Below are 19,298 nucleotides of genomic sequence, written 5' to 3'. Positions count from 1 at the left end.
CGGGTGAAGATCAGCAATTTTGCCAACTTCTCTGAGATCGACGTCGAGACTGGCGAGAGCATCGTCATCGTCGGCGAGAACAAGGTCGGCAAGAGCAACTTCGTCCGGGCCCTGCAGCTGATCCTCGATCCGGGTCTCTCCGAACGCGACCGGCAGCTCGGGCTCGAGCATTTCTGGGATGGCCTGGGCGAAGACAAGCTGGGCGAGAAGATCGAGGTCGCGGTCGAGCTGACCGACTTTACGGACGATCCGAGGTTGATGGCACATCTCAACGATTGCGTGGTCGATCCCGGCCCGCCGATGGTCGCGCGGCTCACTTATCGCTTTCAGCCGAAGGCCAATCTCGGCCGCGATCCCGAGAGCTTGGCCGACTATGAGTACATCGTCTTCGGCGGCGACGATCCCGAGATGGCGATCGGCTCCTCGCTCAGGCGGATGCTGCCGCTCGACGTGCAGGTTGCCCTGCGTGATGCCGAGAAGGACCTGTCGAGCTGGCGCAATTCGCCGCTCAGGCCCCTGATCGAGGAACTGGCGACCTCGCTCGACGAGGATGCGCGCGCCGAGATTCAGGAGCAAGTGAACGAGGCGCAGGCTGAGCTCGTCAGCCACGATGAGGTGGTCGCCACGGCGGGACGTATCAGCGCGCGGCTGATCGCCATCGCCGGCGAGCAGCATGCCGTCCCTTTGACGCTCGGCCTCGCGCCGACGCGGATCGATGCGCTGCTGCGCAGCCTGCGCCTCTTGATCGACAATGGGGTGCGCGGCATTCCCGACGCCAGCCTCGGCACCGCGAACCTCATCTTCCTGACGCTCAAGAGCCTTGAGCTCGATCGTCTCGTGGAAGATGGCGAGCGAGATCATACCTTCTTCGTGGTCGAAGAGCCGGAGGCGCATCTCCACCCGCACGTCCAGCGTCTTGTCTATCGCTACTTCCTAGGCAGTGGCGGAGATAACGAGGAAGACACGCCGCCGCTGACGACGATTCTGACGACGCATTCGCCGCACATCGCCAGCGTCACGCCGATCCGTTCGATCGTGCTGTTGCGTCATGACGCGGAAGCCGATGCAACGGTCGCGGTTTCGACCGCCGCGGCGCCGCTCGACGCGCGCGACGAGGCGGACCTTCAGCGCTACATCGATGTGAGCCGCGGCGAGATATTCTTCGCCCGGGGCGTGATCCTGGTCGAAGGCGATGCCGAGCGGTTCCTGGTGCCGGCCTTTGCCGAGGCGCTGGATATTCCGCTCGACATGCTGGGCATCACGGTGTGCTCGGTCGGCGGCACGAATTTCACGCCTTACGTCAAGCTTCTCGGCCCGCAGGGCCTCAACATTCCACACGTGATCCTGACCGACCGAGATCCGAACGGAGATCGCCCGCCGCTCGTTCGCCGCCGGCTGATCAAGTTGTTGGAGCTCCTCGAAGAGGACGAGGACTATACGGCGCTCGGCGCCGATGCCGTGATCGCGCGCGCCGCGCAGTTCGGCTATTTCGTGAACGGCAACACGCTCGAGCCGGAGCTCTTCACCGCGGGGCTCGCCGAGGCGATGCAGGAGGTCATCGGGCAGGAACTGGCGATCAACCAGGCCACGCGCGACCGCATTCAGGGATGGGTCGACGATCCCGAGGAGCTTGATGAGGAGCGTTTTCTCACGCTGATCGAGCGGATCGGCAAGGGACGCTTTGCACAGGCGCTCGCGCCGCATGTCAGCGACGATAATTGCCCGGACTATGTCCGGCAGGCGCTGGAGCATATCCGCGATGCCGTTGCGTAGCGTCAGTGCCGCCTATCTTACGCAGGCGGCGGATCTGGCGGGCAATCCGGGCCAGCAGGCGGCCTATGATTCCACGGGCAACTGCGTGGTGCTGGCCGGACCCGGCAGCGGCAAGACCAAGACCCTGGTGCTCAAGCTCGCCCGGATCATGGCGGAGGACGTGCGTGCACCGCGCGGCGCGGCATGCATCACCTATAGCCAGGAGTGCGCGCGCGAGCTGACGCGCCGCCTGGAGCGGCTCGGCCTGCGCGAAGCGCCCAACCTGTTCATCGGGACGGTGCATGGGTTCTGCCTCCGACACCTGCTCATGCCCTATGGCCGACTCGCGGGTTTGCCGGCACCATTCCCGCTCATCGTCGCGACGCAGCGGCAGAGCGATCAGGCGATGCGGCAGGTCGGGGACCGGCTGTTCGGCGTCGGCCACCCCAACAAGGTGATGGACCTCGGCCGGCATCGGCGATCGGTCTTGAACAGAAGGTCGCGCGCCTGGGCCAGCGAGGAGGAGCTTGCGGCATGGGCGGAAGGCTATGAAGCCGAACTGCGCCGGCAGGGTCTGGTCGACTTCGATGATCTGGTGATCTTCGGGCAGCGGCTGGTTTCGGAGCATGACTGGGTGCTGCCGCTGCTCCAGGCGAAATTCCCGGTCCTCGCGGTCGACGAATATCAGGACCTGGGCGTGGCGCTGCATCGCATCGTCAAGCGCGTGGCCTTTGACGGCGGAGTGCGGCTCTTTGCGGTCGGGGACCCGGATCAATCGATCTACGGGTTTACCGGCGCGGACGGGGCCCTGCTTGAAGAACTGGCCGAGCGCGATGATGTCGAGTGCGTCCAGCTCCAGCTCAATTATCGCTCGGCGTCGCGTATCGTCAGCGCCTCTGAACTGGCGCTCGGCGAGGCGCGCGGCTACGCGTCCAACGACCCTGACCGTCAGGCGGTCATCGAATTCGTCCAATGCAACGATGGGCTCGAGGGCCAGGCGGCGCATGCGGTCGCCGAGATCATCCCGGCAGCGCTCGCCGCCAAGCCGGGGCGCGCGCTCGGCGATATCGCCATTCTCTATCGGGACTATCGGGCCGGCGACGTGGTGGCGGAGGCCGTCGCTGCGGCAGGCCTCGATTTCGTCCGCGTCGATACCGCGGCGCCTTATCGGAAGGTTGCGCTTACGAGTTGGATCGAGGACTGCGCCGCCTGGTGCGCGGGCGGCTGGCGCGAGGCCCGGCCGCAATTGCGCGGTCTGCTGGATCGCTGGCTCGGATTTCATCGCGCCCGAATTTCCGACGCGCAGGCGCGGGATGAGGCACAGCGCCTGACCGAGTTGCTTTGGTCGCTTCGCGTCGAGGAGGGGCTTGCCCGCGAGTTCGTGACACGCCTGCGCGCCGCGATGCTCGATGCGCTGATGGGGACCGAACCGAGCCTCGCCGATCAGCGCGAGCAAGTCGAGCGCATGTCCGCGGCGCTGGCCGCCGGCGGCGCGCTGGCGGACCTTGACGTGGCGAGCCTTGGCGGCCGCGATGGCTCGCCGCTCCACCTGAACCTCCTGACGCTGCATTCTGCCAAGGGGTGCGAATATGATGTCGTGATCATCGTTGGGCTCGACTTCGGGAGCCTGCCATGGCGCAACGAGCTGCCGGCCAACCGCCGCGAGAGCCGGCGATTGTTCTACGTCGGCCTCACGCGTGCTCGCGACGAGATCCATATGCTCTATTCCGGCTACGTGGACACGGCCCGCGGACGGATGCACTGGGGGCGCTCGCCATTCCTCGATGAACTGGAAGCGCGGATGAAGGAGGCCGAGGGCGAATAGTCCATGCTGTCATTTCGCGAAGCCCAGGCGGTCGAAGACCTGGCCGATCTTCTCTATGACTTCCTGCCGGGAAGCGGAAACAGCAGGACCGCCTTTCCGCTCGCGGCCGCGCAGGCTGGCGTTGCCGACCTATGGGTCCGGGTAGCAAGCGGCCTGCGATCGTCCAGCTTTTGACCGCGACGCTCGAACAACGTCGCTCCAACTTCACCAAGCTGATCGTGGCGGTCGTCCGGCAGGCGATGACCTATCGGCGCGGCAAGGGTAATTCCTTGACCCGCGCCGAAATCGACCGGCTGAACAGCCTCCTTCCCGGCGTGCAATTCAAGATCCCGGAGCTGCTCGATCCGGGCTTTCTGAGCAGTTTCGGGGAGGCCAGCGTAGCGGAGGCTGCGCCGCAGGCGACAGCGACGTTGAGCGCGACGAAGGCGCAGGAACTCGCCACGCTGCTGATCGAAATCACAAAGCTGGATCCCCAGGCGCGGGGTCTGCGCTTCGAGGGCTTTCTGAATGAGCTCTTCGCCGGTTTCGGGCTGGAACCGCGCGGCGCCTTCCGCCTCGTGGGCGAGCAGATTGACGGCAGTTTCAGGCTGAGCGGCCAGACCTATCTGGTCGAAGCGAAATGGCACGGGCCGCAGATCGGTTTTGCCGATTTGATGACGTTTTCCGGGAAGGTCAGCGGAAAGGCGGCCTGGTCGCGTGGGCTATTCGTGAGCAATTCCGGCTTCACCGCCGATGGTCTGGAGGCGTTCTCGCGCGGGCGCCAGACCAACCTGATATGCGCCGATGGGCTCGACCTCTACAAGGTGCTCTCGCGCCAAGCCTCGCTGATCGACGTTCTCGAAGCGAAGGAGCGTCGGGCAGCCGAGACGAACCGCGCGTTTGTCGCCGTGCGTGACCTCAATCTTCGCGGAAACTGAGGGCGCGCGTCTTTGGCCCAAGCCGATGATGCAACGACCTGTTGCACAAGTTCGTGGTCGGACCCGATCAGCGTCAGGAGTAGAGCGCTGCGACATCAATGTCGATCTTGACAATCTCGGTGCCGAGAAAGCCGTAAACGGGCAAAGGCGCAAAGGCGTCAATCACCTCTTTCAGGGTAATGCGGACGGGCCCGATGGTCGTGCCTAGATCGCCCATCGACGGATCGTAGCCCGGGACGTCCGCGAATGGGATTTCTCGGGCGACCTGCAATGGCTCGTAGAGGTTGACGAATATGCCGATCGTGTCGGCGTCCGTCACTGTCCACTCATTATAGTCCTGGGAGTTGGCGAACGTCTGCTCGACGGTGTCACGCGAAAACGGGACGCCACTGCCGGCGCGCTTTCCGGTCCCGTCGAACGAGGTTCCGGAATCGTGCGGGCTGACGGATGTGATGGACGCGACCGAGCGTGGTCGCAGGATGATCCCGATCGCGCCGAATGTCTTCACATGGGCGGGCCAGACAAGCGAGCAGCTGAGTTCGCGGCTCTCGTTGGCGCAGATGCGGATGGCAGTCTGCAGGTCCTCGGGGAAGAGCAAGCCGTCCTCGCCGACATCCCCCTTTCCCGGCCGAGAGCAATGGACGATGAGGGCGCGTCGCTGGTTCAAAAGCTCGATCAGCTCTTCGTCGTTCATGTCGTCCTCAGTGAGTGGCGGGATCGGGGTTGACGGTATAATCGATACCGCACAGGCAAACAGGCATCGTAGCGCCGCGTACAGACGACGGGATGGGCCTGAACGTCGCGACGTCGTGGTTACGGACTGCGTCTGGCGATAGATGGCGGAAGGTGGGTTGCGCGAAAGCGGGCGAAAACGCCAATGTTTTCAGTAGGGGATTTTTCTGACGGAATGCCTGACGGTATGAAGTGACGCAAAAATATTTTTTCGCTTTAATTTCAATGCGTTATGTGGTCAGCAAATAATCGAGTGGGAATGATTGGGCGCTGATCCCTGAACCCGGCATCTGAACATCGCACTGGATCGACCGCGCATCCGATCGATGACAGCGCTGGTCAATTTGTATTCCGGGCGGTAGCATGGGCACATGATCCGATTCCGGTCCCTGCGAAATCCGTTGTTTGCCTTCGCGTCAGCACTGGCGATCCTTGGCCCATTGCCCGTATCCGCTGAGCCAGCGGCGGACGGCCTGTCGCTTGAGGTGGCGTTGGACAGCGGGCGCGTTCGCGGGGTCGAGCGCGATGGGGTGGATCAGTGGCTTGGTATCCCTTTCGCCGCGCCGCCCGTCGGCGAGCTGCGCTGGCGCGCGCCCCAGCCGGTTGCAGCATGGACCGGGGTTCGCGATGCCAAGGACTATGCGTCCGATTGCATGCAATTGCCGTTTCCCAGCGATGCGGCACCGCTGGGCACCGCCCCGGCCGAGGATTGCCTGTATCTGAATGTTTGGCGGCCCTCGTCGGCCAAAGCGGCTGGAGGCAGGCTGCCGGTGATCGTCTGGATCTATGGCGGGGGCTTTTTGAACGGGGGCGCATCACCACCGACCTATTCCGGCGCGAATGTCGCGGGTCGCGGCGTCGTGTTCGTCAGTTTCAATTATCGCCTGGGACGATTCGGCACCTTTGCCCATCCGGCGCTGACCCGGGATCAGGCCGGGCGCGAACCGCTCGGCAATTACGGGATGATGGATCAGATCGCCGCGCTGCAATGGGTGCAGCGCCATGTCGCTGCATTCGGCGGCGACCCCGGCAATGTGACGATCGTCGGCGAAAGCGCGGGCGGCATGTCGGTTCACGCGCTGGTCACTTCGCCGCGCACTAACGGGCTGTTTCACAAGGCGGTGGTGATGTCGGGCGGCGATCCGTTGACGCCATTGCCGAATGCGGACGACCCGCGCGCCCAGCTGGCTCAGGCGGAACAGACCGGTGCCCGGTTCGGCGAAGCCATGGGCATCCGACCCGACGCCCCCGATGCGCTGGCCCGGTTGCGGCGGCTCAGCGCCGATCGGATTGTCGACGGCCTCAACCTGATGGCGCTGTTCCAGCCTGATGCAAAGCCGCAACCGTTCAGCTGGCCATTCCCCGATGGCACGGTGCTGGCCAACAGTGCGGCGGTCTATGCCGGACCGCAGCTGCCGCGCATTCCGATGATGATCGGCGCGACAGACGCGGATATCGGCGGGATGACTGGCTCGATGGTGGCTGGCGCCCGGGCAACCGCTGCCCGGATCGCGGATGCGGGCGTGCCGGTCTGGTCCTATCGTTTTGCCTATGCCGCCCAGTCGCTGAATCAGCCTGGTGCGCAACATGCCACCGACATCCCCTATTTCTTTGACACGGTGGCGGTGAAGTATGGCGAGCAGACGACGCCGCTCGACCGCGCCGTGGGCAAGACGGTGGCGGATTATCTGGTCAATTTCGTGCGCAGCGGCGATCCGAACGGCCCTGGTCTGCCCGAATGGCCGGGCTATTCGGCGCGGGCAGACCGGTTGATGATCTTTCAGGCCGATGGCAAGGCGGTGGCTCAGCCCGATCCATGGGCAAAGGCGATCGACGCGGCGCGGGCCGCGCCCCGGCCCTGATCCCCGTCAGGACTGTAGATCAGTCCAAACGGGTGCTGTCGCGCACGATCAGCTGCACTGGACAGCAGATCCTTTCGGTGCGGCTGCGCCCATCGCCGACCAGGGCAGCGACGGCATGGCGGGCAAGGTCGCTGATGGGCTGGCGCACCGTGGTCAGGCTGGGCCAGGCAAGAGGGGCCATGTCGCTGTCGTCGAACCCGACGATGGCCAGATCCTCCGGCAGGTTCAGCCCGCGCTGACGGGCCGCGAGCATCAATTGCAGGGCAATTTCGTCGTTGAAGGCAAAGACTGCCTCGCCTGGCCGCATACCGTCCAGCGCCGACCGGACCGCACGGGGCACTTGATCGACCTCATGCTGCTGATCCAGGGCCAGGACATGGATATCGTCGGCGGCACCTCCGGCTGCGACGATCGTTTCCACAAAGGCATCCCGCCGCACGGTTGCCGATGCATGATTGGCCGGACCGGCAATCACGGTGAACCGGCGACGGCCGCTTTCCCACAGATGCCGCGCAACCGCCTCGGCACCGCCCCGGTCGTCGGGAAAAATGGCGGTCGAACGCCCGATGTCCAGCGAAGGTGCCAGCCGCACATATCGCACCCCGTCCCCGTCCAGCGTATCCAGTAACGCCAGATCGTCGGATATCGGGGCGGGCAGGATGATCCCGTCGCAGCCGATCATTCGCAGGCCGTGCATGTAGAGCGGCAGAAAGGAATCGTCGCGGTGGTCGAACTCTTCCAGCACCAGGTGATAGCCCCGGCTTTTGCCTTCGCGTGCCGCAGCCCGGTACAATTCGCTGAAATAGAAGGATGGCCGGTTCATCGTGAACAGGCCGATCAGGAAGGACCGTGCCCCGGCCAGGGCACGGGCGGCATGGTTCAGACGAAATCCGGTGGAGACGATCGCCGATTCAACCCGTTGGCGGGTGGCCGCGCTGACCGGGCCGTCGCCGTTCAGGACGCGCGAAACCGTCTTGGGGGATACGCCTGCCAGCATGGCGACATCGGCCAGGGTAGCGCGTGTCAGCGCTTTGCGTGAATCGGGGGACGAGCCGGTCATTCCGCCCGTGTAGCCATCCCAAAGGCGTCAGGTCCACGACCTGATTACGGTTGACGGCGGCCGGGGACCGATCGAGCGCATCTTTCCCGGGTCAGTGCGGGATCAGCAGCGTCCAGACGGACTGCGGCAGCGGCCGTTCAGGCGGCACCGGGGCGGGCGCTTGCCACCGGGAGCCGCCGGACGGGCGCCCGAGACGTGCGGCCGTCCAGGCGATCAGGGCGGGGGAGGGCGCACGCACCGGGGATGCCCGCCCTATTTCAGCACCACCGGATTTACCGGAGCGCCCGTGCCGCCGACAACCTTTAGCGGCGCGGCGACATAGAGGAACGTCCACTGGCCATCCCCGGCACAGTCGTCCGCCAGCGGATCGAGCTGAGCGATTTCGGTAAAGGTCACGCCCAGGTTGCGCATCAGCGAATGGTGCATGGCAAAGGACACGCCGGATTCGGGGTGGATCGCCAGTTCGTTGGCGATGGTGTCTGTCACCAGATTGGGAATTTCCATCGTGTGGAACCATTCGACCAGCTCGCGGCTGAAACACAGGCCCGGTTCGGCGTAATTGTCGTAAAACTCGGCGGCGTCGCGCTGATAATAGGATCCGATCCAGCCGGTGCGCAGGATCAGGATGTCGCGCTTTTCGATGGTGACGCCCTGCGACTCGGCGGCGGCCAGGATGTCGTCCAGCCCGAACGCCTCGCCGCGCTCCAGCCAGGGCTTGCCGCGATGCCGGGCAATATCGACCAGTACCGCGCGACCTGCGATGCCGCGTTCGGCCAGCGGCAGCACGCTCGCCTTGGCCATCGCGCCGATCGTCGAGCGCGCATCGTATCCATTGTATAGCTGGTCGTCATGCCAGACATGGCCCAGCGCGTCATACTGGGTCGATCCCTGCAGATACAGGATCATCATGTCGTCCGAATATTCGGTGCCGCCGGGGATTTCGGGCATCTTGCCCGACAGGAAATCGCCCTTGTCCAGCACGTTGACGCGGTGGGCCTGTTTGCGGCCCGGCCAGACCGGATCGCCCTTTTCATGGCCCATCGGGATTTGCAGCGTGAAGGTCTTGCCCGAGCGCACCGCCGAAACCCCGCGCAGCACCTGAGCCGCGTCCAGAAAGTTCAGCGCACCCACCTCGTCCTCGGCGCCCCAGCGGCCCCAGTTGGTGGGCAGGCCGGCCAGCAGGGCCTTGGCGCTGGGCGTGGCGGGGGCATGGGTATCGCACATGGTTCCGGTTCCTCTCCCTATCGGTCTGTTTGGCCGGATCATGCGGCGTTTCGCCGTCGCAATCCAGCATTGACCAATTCGATATCCCCACTTTATACAAACAAACGTTCGTATCAATAACTGATTTGGGGAGAGGGGATTTGAGCGCCCATCCAAAGGCGTACATCGCCGGCATATCCGAGCATCCGGTCCGCAAGGCGACCGACCTGTCCACTGCCCAGATCGTTGCGGATGTCGTCCGCTGGGCATTGGCCGATGCAGGCCTTGATCATCATGCGGTCGACGGGTTCCTGTGCGACGCCGAAATGCCGGGGTTGGGCGTGCTGTCCATCGCCGAATATCTGGGCCTGCGCCTGACGTTCATGGACAATACCGATCCGGGTGGTTCGGCCTATCAGATGCATGTCGCCCATGCGGCAGAAGCGATTGCGGCGGGCAAATGCAACGTCGCCATCGTCGTGCTGGCGGGGCGTCCCCGCGCGGCGGGGGCGGGGGCCGATCCCAAGCCCGATTTCAACGTGCCGGAACTCGCCTTCGAGCATCCATACGGATCGATGGTGCTGAACCAGTATGCGATGGTCGCCCAGCGGCACATGCACGAATATGGCCTGACCAGCGAACAGCTCGCCTGGGTCAAGGTCGCGGCATCGCACCACGCCCAGCACAATCCGCACGCCATGCTGAAGAACGTCGTGACGGTGGAGGAGGTCGTCGAATCGCCGATGATCGCCGATCCACTCCACCGGCTGGATTGCTGCGTGGTCAGCGACGGCGGCGGCGCGATTGTCGTCGTTTCGCCCGATATCGCCAGGTCGCTGAACCGCCCGCTGATCGCCATTCGCGGCGCTGGCGAGGCGGTGAAACACCTGAACGGCGGGCGCATCGACCTGACCTACAGCTCGGCGCGGGAGGCGGGGCGGATCGCGTTCGAACAGGCGGGGGTAACCCCGGCCGACATCAAATATGCCTCCATCTACGACAGCTTCACCATCACCGTGGTGCAGCAGCTGGAGGATCTGGGCTTTTGCGAGCCTGGCGGGGGCGGGCGCTTTGTCGCCGATGGGAACCTGATCTCCGGCGTCGGCAAGCTGCCGTTCAACACCGATGGCGGCGGCCTGTGCAGCAACCATCCCAATAATCGCGGCGGCATGACCAAGATCCTGGAGGCCGTCCGCCAGCTGCGGGGCGAAGCGCATCCTGCGGTGCAGGTGCCGAACTGCGACCTGGCGCTGGCTCAGGGCATGGGCGGCTGGCTGGGCAGCCGCAACGCCAGCGGCACGCTGATCCTGGAAAGGGAATGATCCGATGACCGATGCTTTGCCAACACTTCCCGCCCCCGCGATCAGTGCCGAGGTTGCCCATTACTGGGCGGCGGCGGGCGAGGGGAAACTCGCCGTGCGTACCTGCAATGCCTGTGGCGAGCTGCACCATTATCCGCGCGCCATCTGTCCCTTCTGCCATTCCGACCAGCTCGACTGGCGCGAGGCGGCGGGGACGGGCACGATCTATTCGTTCAGCGTGATGCGCCGCGCGCCCGTGCCCTATGCTATCGCCTATGTGACGCTGGATGAAGGGGTGACGATGCTGAGCCATATCGTCGGCACCGATTTCGACGCCATCCGCATCGGCCAGCGCGTAACGGTGGATTTCGCCCCGACCGAGGGGGATGGGCCGAAGGTGCCGGTGTTCCGGGTGGTCGATTAGGGCACCGCCTAACCTCGATCCGCTCGTGCTGAGCCGGTCCGGTATTTTCCGGGATCAGGATCACATCCACGTCATTGCGAGCGCAGCGAAGCAATCCATCGCCGCCCCTGGATTGCTTCGCTGCGCTCGCAATGACGAAACGAGTTTGTCTAACGTCATCACGCTATGGAACGATCGGGGGGAGGGCTTAGTCGGTTCTAAGTTGCACCAGGCCCTGGTCGATCGCCACCACGTCGCGCTCGACCACGACGAGCTGGAACGACAGCGTGTCGCCGTCCATCCAGATGCGCGCCTCAAGCGTTTCGCCCATGAAGATGGGGGCAGTGAACCGACCCGCGACATGGGCGACCCGCTCCGGCTTATCACCCACCGCCTCGCCGATCACCGCGCGCAGGGCCATGCCATAGCTGCACAGGCCATGCAGGATCGGCGCGGGAAACCCGGCCGCGCCGGCAAAGTCGGGATCGACGTGCAGCTGATTGTAATCGCCGGACAGGCGATAGAGATGGGCCTGGTTGGGCGCGACCTGCCAGCGGCGCTGAAGGTCGCATGGCCGTTCAGGGATGACATGCGGCGAAGGCCCGCCCTTGGCAGGCCCGCCAAAGCCACCATCGCCGCGGGCGAACACAGTCGAGAGCAGGGTCGCCAGCGGATCAGCCACCCCGTCCTCGTGAAGTACGGTCTCCACATAGAGCAGCGCGCCCTTGCCCGGCCCCTTGTCCACTGCCTCGACGATGCGGACGGTGGACCGGATGCTGGCGGCCGGCGGCAGGGGGCGGTGCAGGGTAATCCGCTGTTCGCCGTGCACGATGCGGGTGGCATCCAGGCCGAGCCGGTCGATCCAGCTGTCGTCCCACGCCACCACGGTCGCCATGGATGGGACGACGCGGGGCGATGGTCCGATCAGATAGGGCAGATCGGCGACGGCGCCCGTCTGGCCCAGCCCGATGCCCAACGCATAAAGCCGGGTGCGTTCGGCATCATAGGTGAAGGTGCGCTCGGGAAACGGCGAGGCCAGCGCCTCCAGGGTCAAAGGCATGCGGGATCCACATCCAGCAGGGTCCGGTCGAGCCGCTCGACAATGTCGAGCCACGGGCCGACCCGGCCCAGTTCATAGGCGAAGAAGAATCGCGTCGCCGCCAGCTTCCCCTCGTAGAAACGCTTTGCCTCGGCGCCCGGCCTCTGGTCCAGCGCGTTGAGCGCCACGATCGACTGGCGCAGCCACATCCAGCCGATGCAGATATGGCCCAGCGCGTCCTGGAATGCGGTGGCATTGGCGATGCGCAGGCTCGGCAAGTCGGCAGTGGCGGCCAGCACGGCGGCCACGGTGCGCTCCGCATGGGAAAGCGTGGCTTCCAGCGCATCGGCATGGTCGGTCAGCGCGGCATGGCCATGCGCTTCGGCCAGGGTCGAGCGGATTGCACCGGTCAGTTCGGACCAATAGGCACCCCCCTCCGCCGACAATTTGCGGCCGATCAGGTCGATCGCCTGAATGCCGTTGGTGCCCTCGTGAATCAGGTTCAGCCGGTTGTCGCGGTAATATTGCTCCACCGGATAATCGAGCGTGTAGCCATAGCCGCCCAGCACCTGCATCGCCTGCTTGTTGGCTTCCAGGCAGAATTCGGATGGCCAGCTCTTGACCACCGGGGTCAGGATGGCAAGCAGGCGGCGGGCGACCTCGCGTGCCTCTTCCTCCGGCGCGGTCTGTTCCTCATCCACCAGATAGGCGGCGTAAAGGCACAGCGCGAGCGCCCCTTCGACGAAGGTCTTCTGCATCAGAAGCATCCTGCGGACATCGGCATGTTCGGTCAGGGGCACCGGCGGCGTCGCTGGATCCTTGTCCTCCGGCAGCCGACCCTGCAGCCGCTCGCGCGCATAGTCGAGGCTGTAGCGATAGCCGGCATAGCCGAGCATGGTCGCGCCCGCGCCGACCGAGATCCGCGCCTCGTTCATCATCAGGAACATCGGCGCCAGGCCGCGATGCGGCTCGCCCACCAGATAGCCTATGCAGTCGCCATTCTCGCCGAAGTTCAGCACCGTATTGGTCGCGGCCCGGTAGCCCATTTTGTGGTTCAGGCCGACCAGACTGATATTGTTGTCCTCGCCCACCGACCCGTCGCTGTTCAGGCGGCGCTTGGGCACGACGAACAGCGAAATGCCGCGCGTGCCGGCCGGGGCACCGTCGATCCGGGCGAGGACGAGGTGGACGATATTCTCGCCCAGTTCATGCTCGCCGCCGGAAATCCACATCTTGGTGCCCTGAATGCGATAGCTGCCGTCGCCATTGGGAATGGCGCGGGTGCGCAGGTCCGCCAGGCTGGATCCGGCGTGCGGTTCCGACAGGCACATGGTGCCATGGAAGCGCCCCTCCAGCATCGGGCGCATATAGAGTTCCTTTTGTTCCTGAGACCCGTGTGCGCGCAGCACATTGGCGGCGGACACGGTCAGGAAATAATAGATGGTCGCGCCGATGTTGCACCCTTGGAACATCGCATAGCAGCTTTGCAGCACCGTCCAGGGCAGCTGTTGCCCGCCCTCTTCATAGGGCAGATGGGCCGACATGAACCCGGCCTCGGTAAAGGCGCGGATCGCCTCGCCGATTTCGGGGACCAGCACGACCTTCCCGTCCTCGACATAGGGTTCGTTGAGGTCGCTCTTGCGATAGCCGGGCAGGAAATGATCGACGGCCACACGCTCCGCCAGATCGAGCGTCGCGTCCAGCGTCGAACGGTCATGGTCAGCGAATAGTGGGCGATCCGCCAGACCGATGGTCGGCAGCACCTCGAAAAGCTGAAAATTGAAATCGTCGCGGCTGATCGGTGAAGTGGGCGTCTGCGCCGCCATGACCTGCTCCCTTTGAAATCCGTCGACGGCTCTTGACGGGGCCGTTGCAACGGACTTAAACAAACGAACGTTAGTTTGCAAGAGAGGAGAGTTGGCGTGGCGATCCGTTTTGACGACCGGACGGCGATCGTGACCGGGGCGGGCAGCGGGCTGGGCCGTGCGCATGCACTGATGCTTGCGGGCCGGGGTGCGAAAGTGATCGTGAACGATCCGGGCAAGACCGCGTCCGGCGACTGGCTGGCCGATGCGGTGGTCGAAGAGATCGTCGCGGCGGGCGGCCAGGCGGCGGCCAATCACGAATCGGTCGCATTGGTCGATGGCGCGCAGCGGCTGGTGGATCAGGCGGTCGAAACGTTCGGCGGCCTCCACGTCCTCGTGAATAATGCCGGCATCCTGCGCGACAGGAGCTTTGCCAAGAGCGAGATGGCCGATTTCGACCTGGTCGTCGGCGTCCACTTGCTCGGTTCCGCCTATTGCAGCCGCGCCGCCTGGCCAGTGATGCAGCAGGCCGGATATGGCCGCATCGTCATGACCCTTTCGAACACCGGGCTGTACGGCAATTTCGGCCAGGCCAATTACGGCGCGGCCAAGGCCGGGCTGATCGGCCTGATGAACGTGCTGAAGATCGAGGGCCGCAAATATAACATCCTGGTCAACGCTCTTGCCCCGATGGCGGCAACGGCAATGACCGAGGCGACGATGACGCCCGAAATGCTTGCCCGGTTCGACCCTGCCTTCGCCTCGGCCGGCATGGCCGTGCTGGCGAGCGAGGGCTTTGCCGAAAGCGGCACCATCCTGTCCGCCGCAGCCGGTCATTATGCCAAGGTCCGCATCGTCAGCGCGCCGGGAGTCCAGTTCACCGCGGATGCCGTCACCCCGGAAGAGGTGCTGGGCGCATGGGACCGGATCGGCGACCTCAGCAATCCGGTGCTGTTCGACAGCGCGGGGGATGAGGTCGCCTATGTCGCCGAACGCACGATGAAGGCTGCGGCGACTGCGGATTGAACCGATGACGGAATAGCCCGAAGGTCGTTTCGGGTCGCAAAAGACAGAGCCTCCGAAAAACGCAAAGCGAAGAGGGGACGGGGACGATGGAGAGGAATGATCCGGCACTGCGCCACGAACTGTTGTTCGGCGAACGGCTGGTGCGGTGCTTTGCGGATCGCCCGGCGGATGTCTGGGCGATGGCGGCCGAAAGCGCCGCCGATGCGCCGGATGCGCCGGCGCTGCTCTGGGGCGATGACGGGCGGCTGGAATATGCCCAACTGATCGCGCGGGCCGAGGCGCTGGCACAGCGGTTGTCGGCGGAAGGGGTCAGGCGCGGGGACCGGCTGGCGACCTGGCTGTCCAATCGGCCCGAATATCCGGTCTGGTTTCTCGCCTGTTGGCGGCTGGGCGCGGTGCTGGTGCCGATGGACACCCGGCTGAGCACCAAGGAGGCGACCTATCTGCTCGACCATTCGGGCGCTGTCCTGCTGCTGAGCGAAGCGGCGATGGCGGACAAGCTGCCTGCTTCGGACGAACTGCCCGACCTGCGCCGCGTCGTGCTGGCCGAGGATATGGCAGCCTGGATCGACAATGGCCCGCGCCCGGTGCTGCCCCCGCATGCGGCCGACGAGGAGGCGCTGGCCGCCATCCTCTACACCAGTGGCACGACCGGCGCGCCGAAGGGCGTGATGCTGGCCCATGTCAACATCATCCATTCGGTGCTGCATTTCGAGGGGAGCTGGGGCCTGCCCCGCGGAAGCCGCACCTTGCTGGCGATTCCGGGTTGCAATGTGACCGGGCTGATCACCGAGTTTCTGACTTTTTTCCGGCTTGGCGGGGCGGTCGTGCTGATGCCGCCGTTCCGGGCGGCGACCTTTATCGAGGAAGCGGCCAGGCACCGGATCGACCATGCCTTCATGGTGCCAGCGCAATATAAATTGTGCCTGATGAACGATGCGCTGGCCCTGCACGACCTGTCGTCCTGGCGGCTGGGGTCGTTCGGCGGCGCGCCAATGCCGGCGGCTTTCATCGCCGAGCTGCGCGAGCGGTTGCCGGCACTCAGCCTGTCCAACGGCTATGGCGCGACGGAGACGGCTTCGCCCGTTGCGCTGTTGCCCGCTGCCCTGACGCCGGACAATCCCGATGCGGTCGGGGCGCCGTTGCCCTGTGCCGATGTACGGGTGGTGGACGAGGATGGCCGGGAAGTGCCGCCGGGGACGCCGGGCGAACTCTGGGTCGCCGGGCCGATGGTCGCGCGCGGTTACTGGAACAACCCCGATGCGACCCGTGCGGCCTTTGTCGGCGGGTACTGGCGGTCGGGCGATGTGGTGACGATGGGCGCGGATGGCCTGATCCGCCTGCACGACCGCAAGAAGGACGTGGTCAATCGCGGCGGATACAAGATCTACAGCGCCGAGGTGGAGGCCGCACTGGCCGAACATCCGGCGGTGGCCGAAGTCGCGGTGGTCGGCCGTCCCGATTCGGTGCTTGGCGAACGGGCGCATGCCTTTGTCTGCCTGAAAGCCGATGCTGCAGCCGATGCGGAAATCATGGCGCAGTTCGCGCGCGAGCGATTGTCCGATTACAAATGCCCGGAGGGGTGGACGATCGGCCATGATCCATTGCCGCGCAATTCCAACGGCAAGCTGTTGAAGCGCGAGCTGCGCGATACCCTGATCGAACGGGCGGAGGCCTGAGTCCCATGTCGAAGTTGCGTTTGGTGCCTGTCGTGCTGTTCGGCCTGTTGCTGCTCGTCGTCGGCGGCCTGCTGGCATGGGGCGGGGCGCTTCTGATCGGGGCGGGCGGTTCGGCCTATTATCTGCTGGCCGGTATCGGATTGCTGGTCGCGGCGCTCCTGTTCCTGATGCGCCGATATGCCGGATTATCCGTGCTGGCGGCGGTGGTGACGCTGACCCTCCCCTGGGCGATCTGGGAAGGGGGATGGGATTTCTGGGCGTTGTTCGCCCGGATGTTCGCGCCGCTGGTGCTGCTGGCGCTGGGCGGGCTGGCGGCGCTGGCCCTGCCGAACCGGAGCCGGGCAGGCGCCGGTGCCACCTTGTTGATCGGCGGGGTGGGGGCGGCGGCATTGTTCGGTGCGATGTTCTGGGAACATGGGGGCATCCGCCCGGCCGACTCCGCCCGGTTCACGACCGCGACCACCGCGCCCGGCGACTGGCGCCATTATGGCCGCACCGGCGATGGCAGCCGCTATGCCCCGGCGGGCCAGATCACGCCCGACAATGTTTCCGGGCTGAAGGTCGCCTGGACGTTCCGCACCGGCGACAGCGGCGCGGGCGAACTGTTGTCGGAGGATCAGAATACCCCGCTTCAGGTTGGCGACACGCTCTATGCCTGCACCCGCAACAACCGGGTTTATGCGCTGGATGCCGATAGCGGCGCGGTACGATGGTCGTTCGATCCCAAGCCGGTGCCGCCGCCGCTGTGGCGTCGCTGCCGCAGCCTTGGCTATCATGAGGCGGCAGAGCCTTTGCCGGCGGGCGATCCCGCTGGCCAGTGCCAACGCCGCATCCTGCTGACCACCATCGACAATCGCCTGATCGCGCTCGATGCCGCCAATGGTCGCCCCTGTGCCGGGTTCGGCACGGACGGTACGGTCGACCTCTCCGTTCAGATGGGGCCGCTCAAGCCCGGCTATCTGATCCCCTCGTCCGGCCCGACCGTCATCGGCGACATCGCCATCGTCGGCGCCTGGGTGTTCGACAATCAGGAGGTGAACGAACCGTCGGGCGTGGTGCGCGCGTACGATGTCCGCACCGGCGAACTCGCCTGGGCGTGGGACATGGGCGCGCCCGACCGGATCGGCGCCCCGCCGGAAGGGCAGATCTATACCCCCGGCACGCCGAACATGTGGTCCGTGCCCAGTTTCGATGCGGCACTCGGCCTGGTCTATCTGCCGATGGGCAACCAGACGCCGGACTTCTGGGGCGCGGACCGGACCGAGGCGGCCGAGAAATATTCCGCCGCCGTGGTCGCGCTGAACATCGCCGATGGCCGCCCGCGCTGGGTCTATCGCACCGTCATTCACGACCTGTGGGATTATGACGTGCCCGCCCAGCCGGTGCTGCACGACCTGCCCGACGGCAGGGGCGGGACGATCCCCGTTCTGGTGCAGGTGACGAAACAGGGCGACATCTTCATGCTCGACCGGCGGACGGGCCAGCCCGTCGCCCCGGTGACGATGCAGCCGGTGCCGCAGGACGCTCAGGCTGGAGAGACGCTCTCGCCCGTCCAGCCGCGCTCGCTCGCCATGCCGCAGATCGGCAACCGGACGCTGACCGAAGGGGACATGTGGGGCGCAACCCCGCTCGATCAGCTCGCCTGTCGCCTCGCCTTTCGCCAGGCGCGGTACCAGGGGCTGTTCACGCCCATCACCACCCGCGAATGGACGCTGCAATTTCCCGGATATTATGGCGGCATGAACTGGGGCAGCGCCGCGATCAACAAGGCGAACGATACGCTGATCGTCAACGATCTGCGCATGGGCATCCTGTTGAAACTGGTTCCTCAGGCAGAGGTGGACCGGGTGACCCCGCGCCAGGGCGACCATGACGGCATCGGACCGCAGACCGGTGCGCCCTATGCGATCAATCGCGAAAGCTTCGTCTCGCCGCTCGCCGTGCCGTGCCAGGAACCACCCTATGGCACGATGACCGCCATCGACCTCAAGACGCGGAAGGTCGTCTGGCAAAGGCCGCTGGGCACGCTGCGCGACACCGGGCCGCTGGGCATTGCCACCGGGCTGGACGTGCCTATCGGTATGCCGTCGATCGGCGGTTCGGTGACGACGGGATCGGGCCTGATCTTCTTTGCGGGCACGCAGGACTTCTATCTGCGCGCCCTGTCGGTCAGCGACGGGCGCGAATTGTGGCGCGGTCGCCTGCCGGTCGGATCGCAGGCGACGCCGATGACTTATATCTCGCCTAAATCGGGCCGCCAATATGTCGTCGTTTCAGCGGGCGGGGCACGTCGGTCGCCGGTCAAGGGCGACTATCTGATTGCTTATGCGCTGCCGGGCGGCGGCGAATAGCTGGTCGGCACCAGCAACCGGCTGTCCATGCTGGCGATCATCGGGCGGATGATCGCCAGGCATTCCTGCCAGCGTGGGTCCGCCGCCAGCCGGGCGCGTCGCGCCTGCCGCTCCTCGAACGAAGGATAGGCCCAGAGATGGACGAGGCTGTGCAGCCCGCCCACCTCGACCGTATAGGCACCGATCAGCCCGCCCAGGATCGCCCGCTGCACCGGCAGGCCGATCCGTTCATACGGCTCCATATAGTCGGCGAGAGAATGGACGGGCGACAGGCGATAGGTGCGTTCCTCGACGATCATGCATCCGCTCCGTGATTGACAGGCAAACTGTTTTTATACAAACA

At 65.3% G+C, this 19,298-nt stretch carries 16 protein-coding genes; 10 read left to right on the top strand and 6 right to left on the bottom strand.

Annotated features, from left to right (window positions below; genetic code table 11):
* The first annotated feature begins 3 nt into the window (after positions 1 to 3).
* Genes ACPVPU_RS13460 through ACPVPU_RS13445 form a run of 4 tightly spaced genes read left to right on the top strand, consistent with a single transcriptional unit; the run spans position 4 to position 4,494 of the window.
* The gene (locus ACPVPU_RS13460) at positions 4 to 1,773 is read left to right on the top strand and encodes an ATP-dependent nuclease (RefSeq protein ID WP_448658470.1); all 1,770 of its coding nucleotides are present in this window, start codon (positions 4 to 6) and stop codon (positions 1,771 to 1,773) included.
* Positions 1,760 to 3,577, top strand: a complete 1,818-nt coding sequence (locus tag ACPVPU_RS13455) for an ATP-dependent helicase (protein WP_448658469.1) — start codon at positions 1,760 to 1,762, stop codon at positions 3,575 to 3,577. The genes ACPVPU_RS13460 and ACPVPU_RS13455 overlap by 14 nt, the downstream gene beginning before the upstream one ends.
* A gap of 3 nt (positions 3,578 to 3,580) precedes the next feature.
* A complete protein-coding gene (locus tag ACPVPU_RS13450; RefSeq protein ID WP_448658467.1) occupies positions 3,581 to 3,751 on the top strand; it encodes a hypothetical protein in 171 nt (56 codons plus the stop codon).
* Entirely contained in the window at positions 3,748 to 4,494 is a 747-nt protein-coding gene (locus ACPVPU_RS13445; RefSeq protein WP_448658466.1) for a restriction endonuclease, read from the top strand. The genes ACPVPU_RS13450 and ACPVPU_RS13445 overlap by 4 nt, the downstream gene beginning before the upstream one ends.
* A 73-nt stretch (positions 4,495 to 4,567) precedes the next feature.
* On the opposite strand, the gene ACPVPU_RS13440 is transcribed toward ACPVPU_RS13445, so the two are convergent.
* Entirely contained in the window at positions 4,568 to 5,188 is a 621-nt protein-coding gene (locus ACPVPU_RS13440) for a hypothetical protein (RefSeq protein WP_448658465.1), read from the bottom strand.
* Between the two features lie 478 nt (positions 5,189 to 5,666).
* Between ACPVPU_RS13440 and ACPVPU_RS13435 the strand changes: the two genes are divergently transcribed.
* Complete coding sequence (locus ACPVPU_RS13435; protein ID WP_448658464.1) at positions 5,667 to 7,088, top strand: carboxylesterase/lipase family protein; 1,422 nt, start codon at positions 5,667 to 5,669, stop codon at positions 7,086 to 7,088.
* 19 nt (positions 7,089 to 7,107) lie between these two features.
* Here the strand turns inward: ACPVPU_RS13435 and ACPVPU_RS13430 are convergent, their stop codons facing one another.
* Positions 7,108 to 8,148: a LacI family DNA-binding transcriptional regulator gene (locus ACPVPU_RS13430; protein WP_448658463.1), complete on the bottom strand. Its 1,041-nt coding sequence runs from the start codon at positions 8,146 to 8,148 to the stop codon at positions 7,108 to 7,110.
* 252 nt (positions 8,149 to 8,400) lie between these two features.
* Complete coding sequence (locus ACPVPU_RS13425; protein WP_448658462.1) at positions 8,401 to 9,372, bottom strand: cyclase family protein; 972 nt, start codon at positions 9,370 to 9,372, stop codon at positions 8,401 to 8,403.
* Positions 9,373 to 9,512: 140 nt separating this feature from the next.
* Here ACPVPU_RS13425 and ACPVPU_RS13420 point away from each other — a divergent pair, with 140 nt between their 5' ends.
* Both ACPVPU_RS13420 and ACPVPU_RS13415 read left to right on the top strand, forming a co-directional pair.
* Positions 9,513 to 10,673, top strand: coding sequence for a thiolase domain-containing protein (locus tag ACPVPU_RS13420; protein WP_448658461.1), 1,161 nt, complete (start codon positions 9,513 to 9,515; stop codon positions 10,671 to 10,673).
* Between the two features lie 4 nt (positions 10,674 to 10,677).
* The gene (locus tag ACPVPU_RS13415) at positions 10,678 to 11,076 is read left to right on the top strand and encodes a Zn-ribbon domain-containing OB-fold protein (protein ID WP_448658460.1); all 399 of its coding nucleotides are present in this window, start codon (positions 10,678 to 10,680) and stop codon (positions 11,074 to 11,076) included.
* Between the two features lie 187 nt (positions 11,077 to 11,263).
* On the opposite strand, the gene ACPVPU_RS13410 is transcribed toward ACPVPU_RS13415, so the two are convergent.
* Entirely contained in the window at positions 11,264 to 12,115 is an 852-nt protein-coding gene (locus tag ACPVPU_RS13410) for a MaoC/PaaZ C-terminal domain-containing protein (RefSeq protein WP_448658459.1), read from the bottom strand.
* Positions 12,106 to 13,920 carry an acyl-CoA dehydrogenase gene (locus ACPVPU_RS13405; protein ID WP_448658458.1) on the bottom strand — a complete coding sequence of 605 codons (1,815 nt, stop codon included), beginning with the start codon at positions 13,918 to 13,920 and terminating at the stop codon, positions 12,106 to 12,108. Before ACPVPU_RS13405 ends, ACPVPU_RS13410 begins: the two co-directional genes overlap by 10 nt.
* 96 nt (positions 13,921 to 14,016) lie before the next feature.
* On the opposite strand from ACPVPU_RS13405, the gene ACPVPU_RS13400 reads away from it, so the two are divergent.
* From ACPVPU_RS13400 to ACPVPU_RS13390, 3 genes are all read left to right on the top strand, one after another.
* Entirely contained in the window at positions 14,017 to 14,925 is a 909-nt protein-coding gene (locus tag ACPVPU_RS13400) for an SDR family NAD(P)-dependent oxidoreductase (protein WP_448658457.1), read from the top strand.
* Between the two features lie 86 nt (positions 14,926 to 15,011).
* Complete coding sequence (locus ACPVPU_RS13395) at positions 15,012 to 16,604, top strand: class I adenylate-forming enzyme family protein (RefSeq protein WP_448658455.1); 1,593 nt, start codon at positions 15,012 to 15,014, stop codon at positions 16,602 to 16,604.
* Positions 16,605 to 16,609: 5 nt separating this feature from the next.
* On the top strand, positions 16,610 to 18,955 hold the full coding sequence (locus tag ACPVPU_RS13390) for a membrane-bound PQQ-dependent dehydrogenase, glucose/quinate/shikimate family (RefSeq protein WP_448658454.1): 2,346 nt from the start codon (positions 16,610 to 16,612) through the stop codon (positions 18,953 to 18,955).
* On the opposite strand, the gene ACPVPU_RS13385 is transcribed toward ACPVPU_RS13390, so the two are convergent.
* Complete coding sequence (locus tag ACPVPU_RS13385; RefSeq protein ID WP_448658453.1) at positions 18,928 to 19,254, bottom strand: NIPSNAP family protein; 327 nt, start codon at positions 19,252 to 19,254, stop codon at positions 18,928 to 18,930. The two genes, ACPVPU_RS13390 and ACPVPU_RS13385, sit on opposite strands and share 28 nt — an antisense overlap.
* Between the last annotated feature and the right edge of the window lie 44 nt (positions 19,255 to 19,298).

This window comes from Sphingomonas paludis (genome assembly GCF_053502515.1).
Note: the sequence above shows the minus strand (reverse complement) of the source record. Positions and strands in the feature narration are given on the sequence as shown.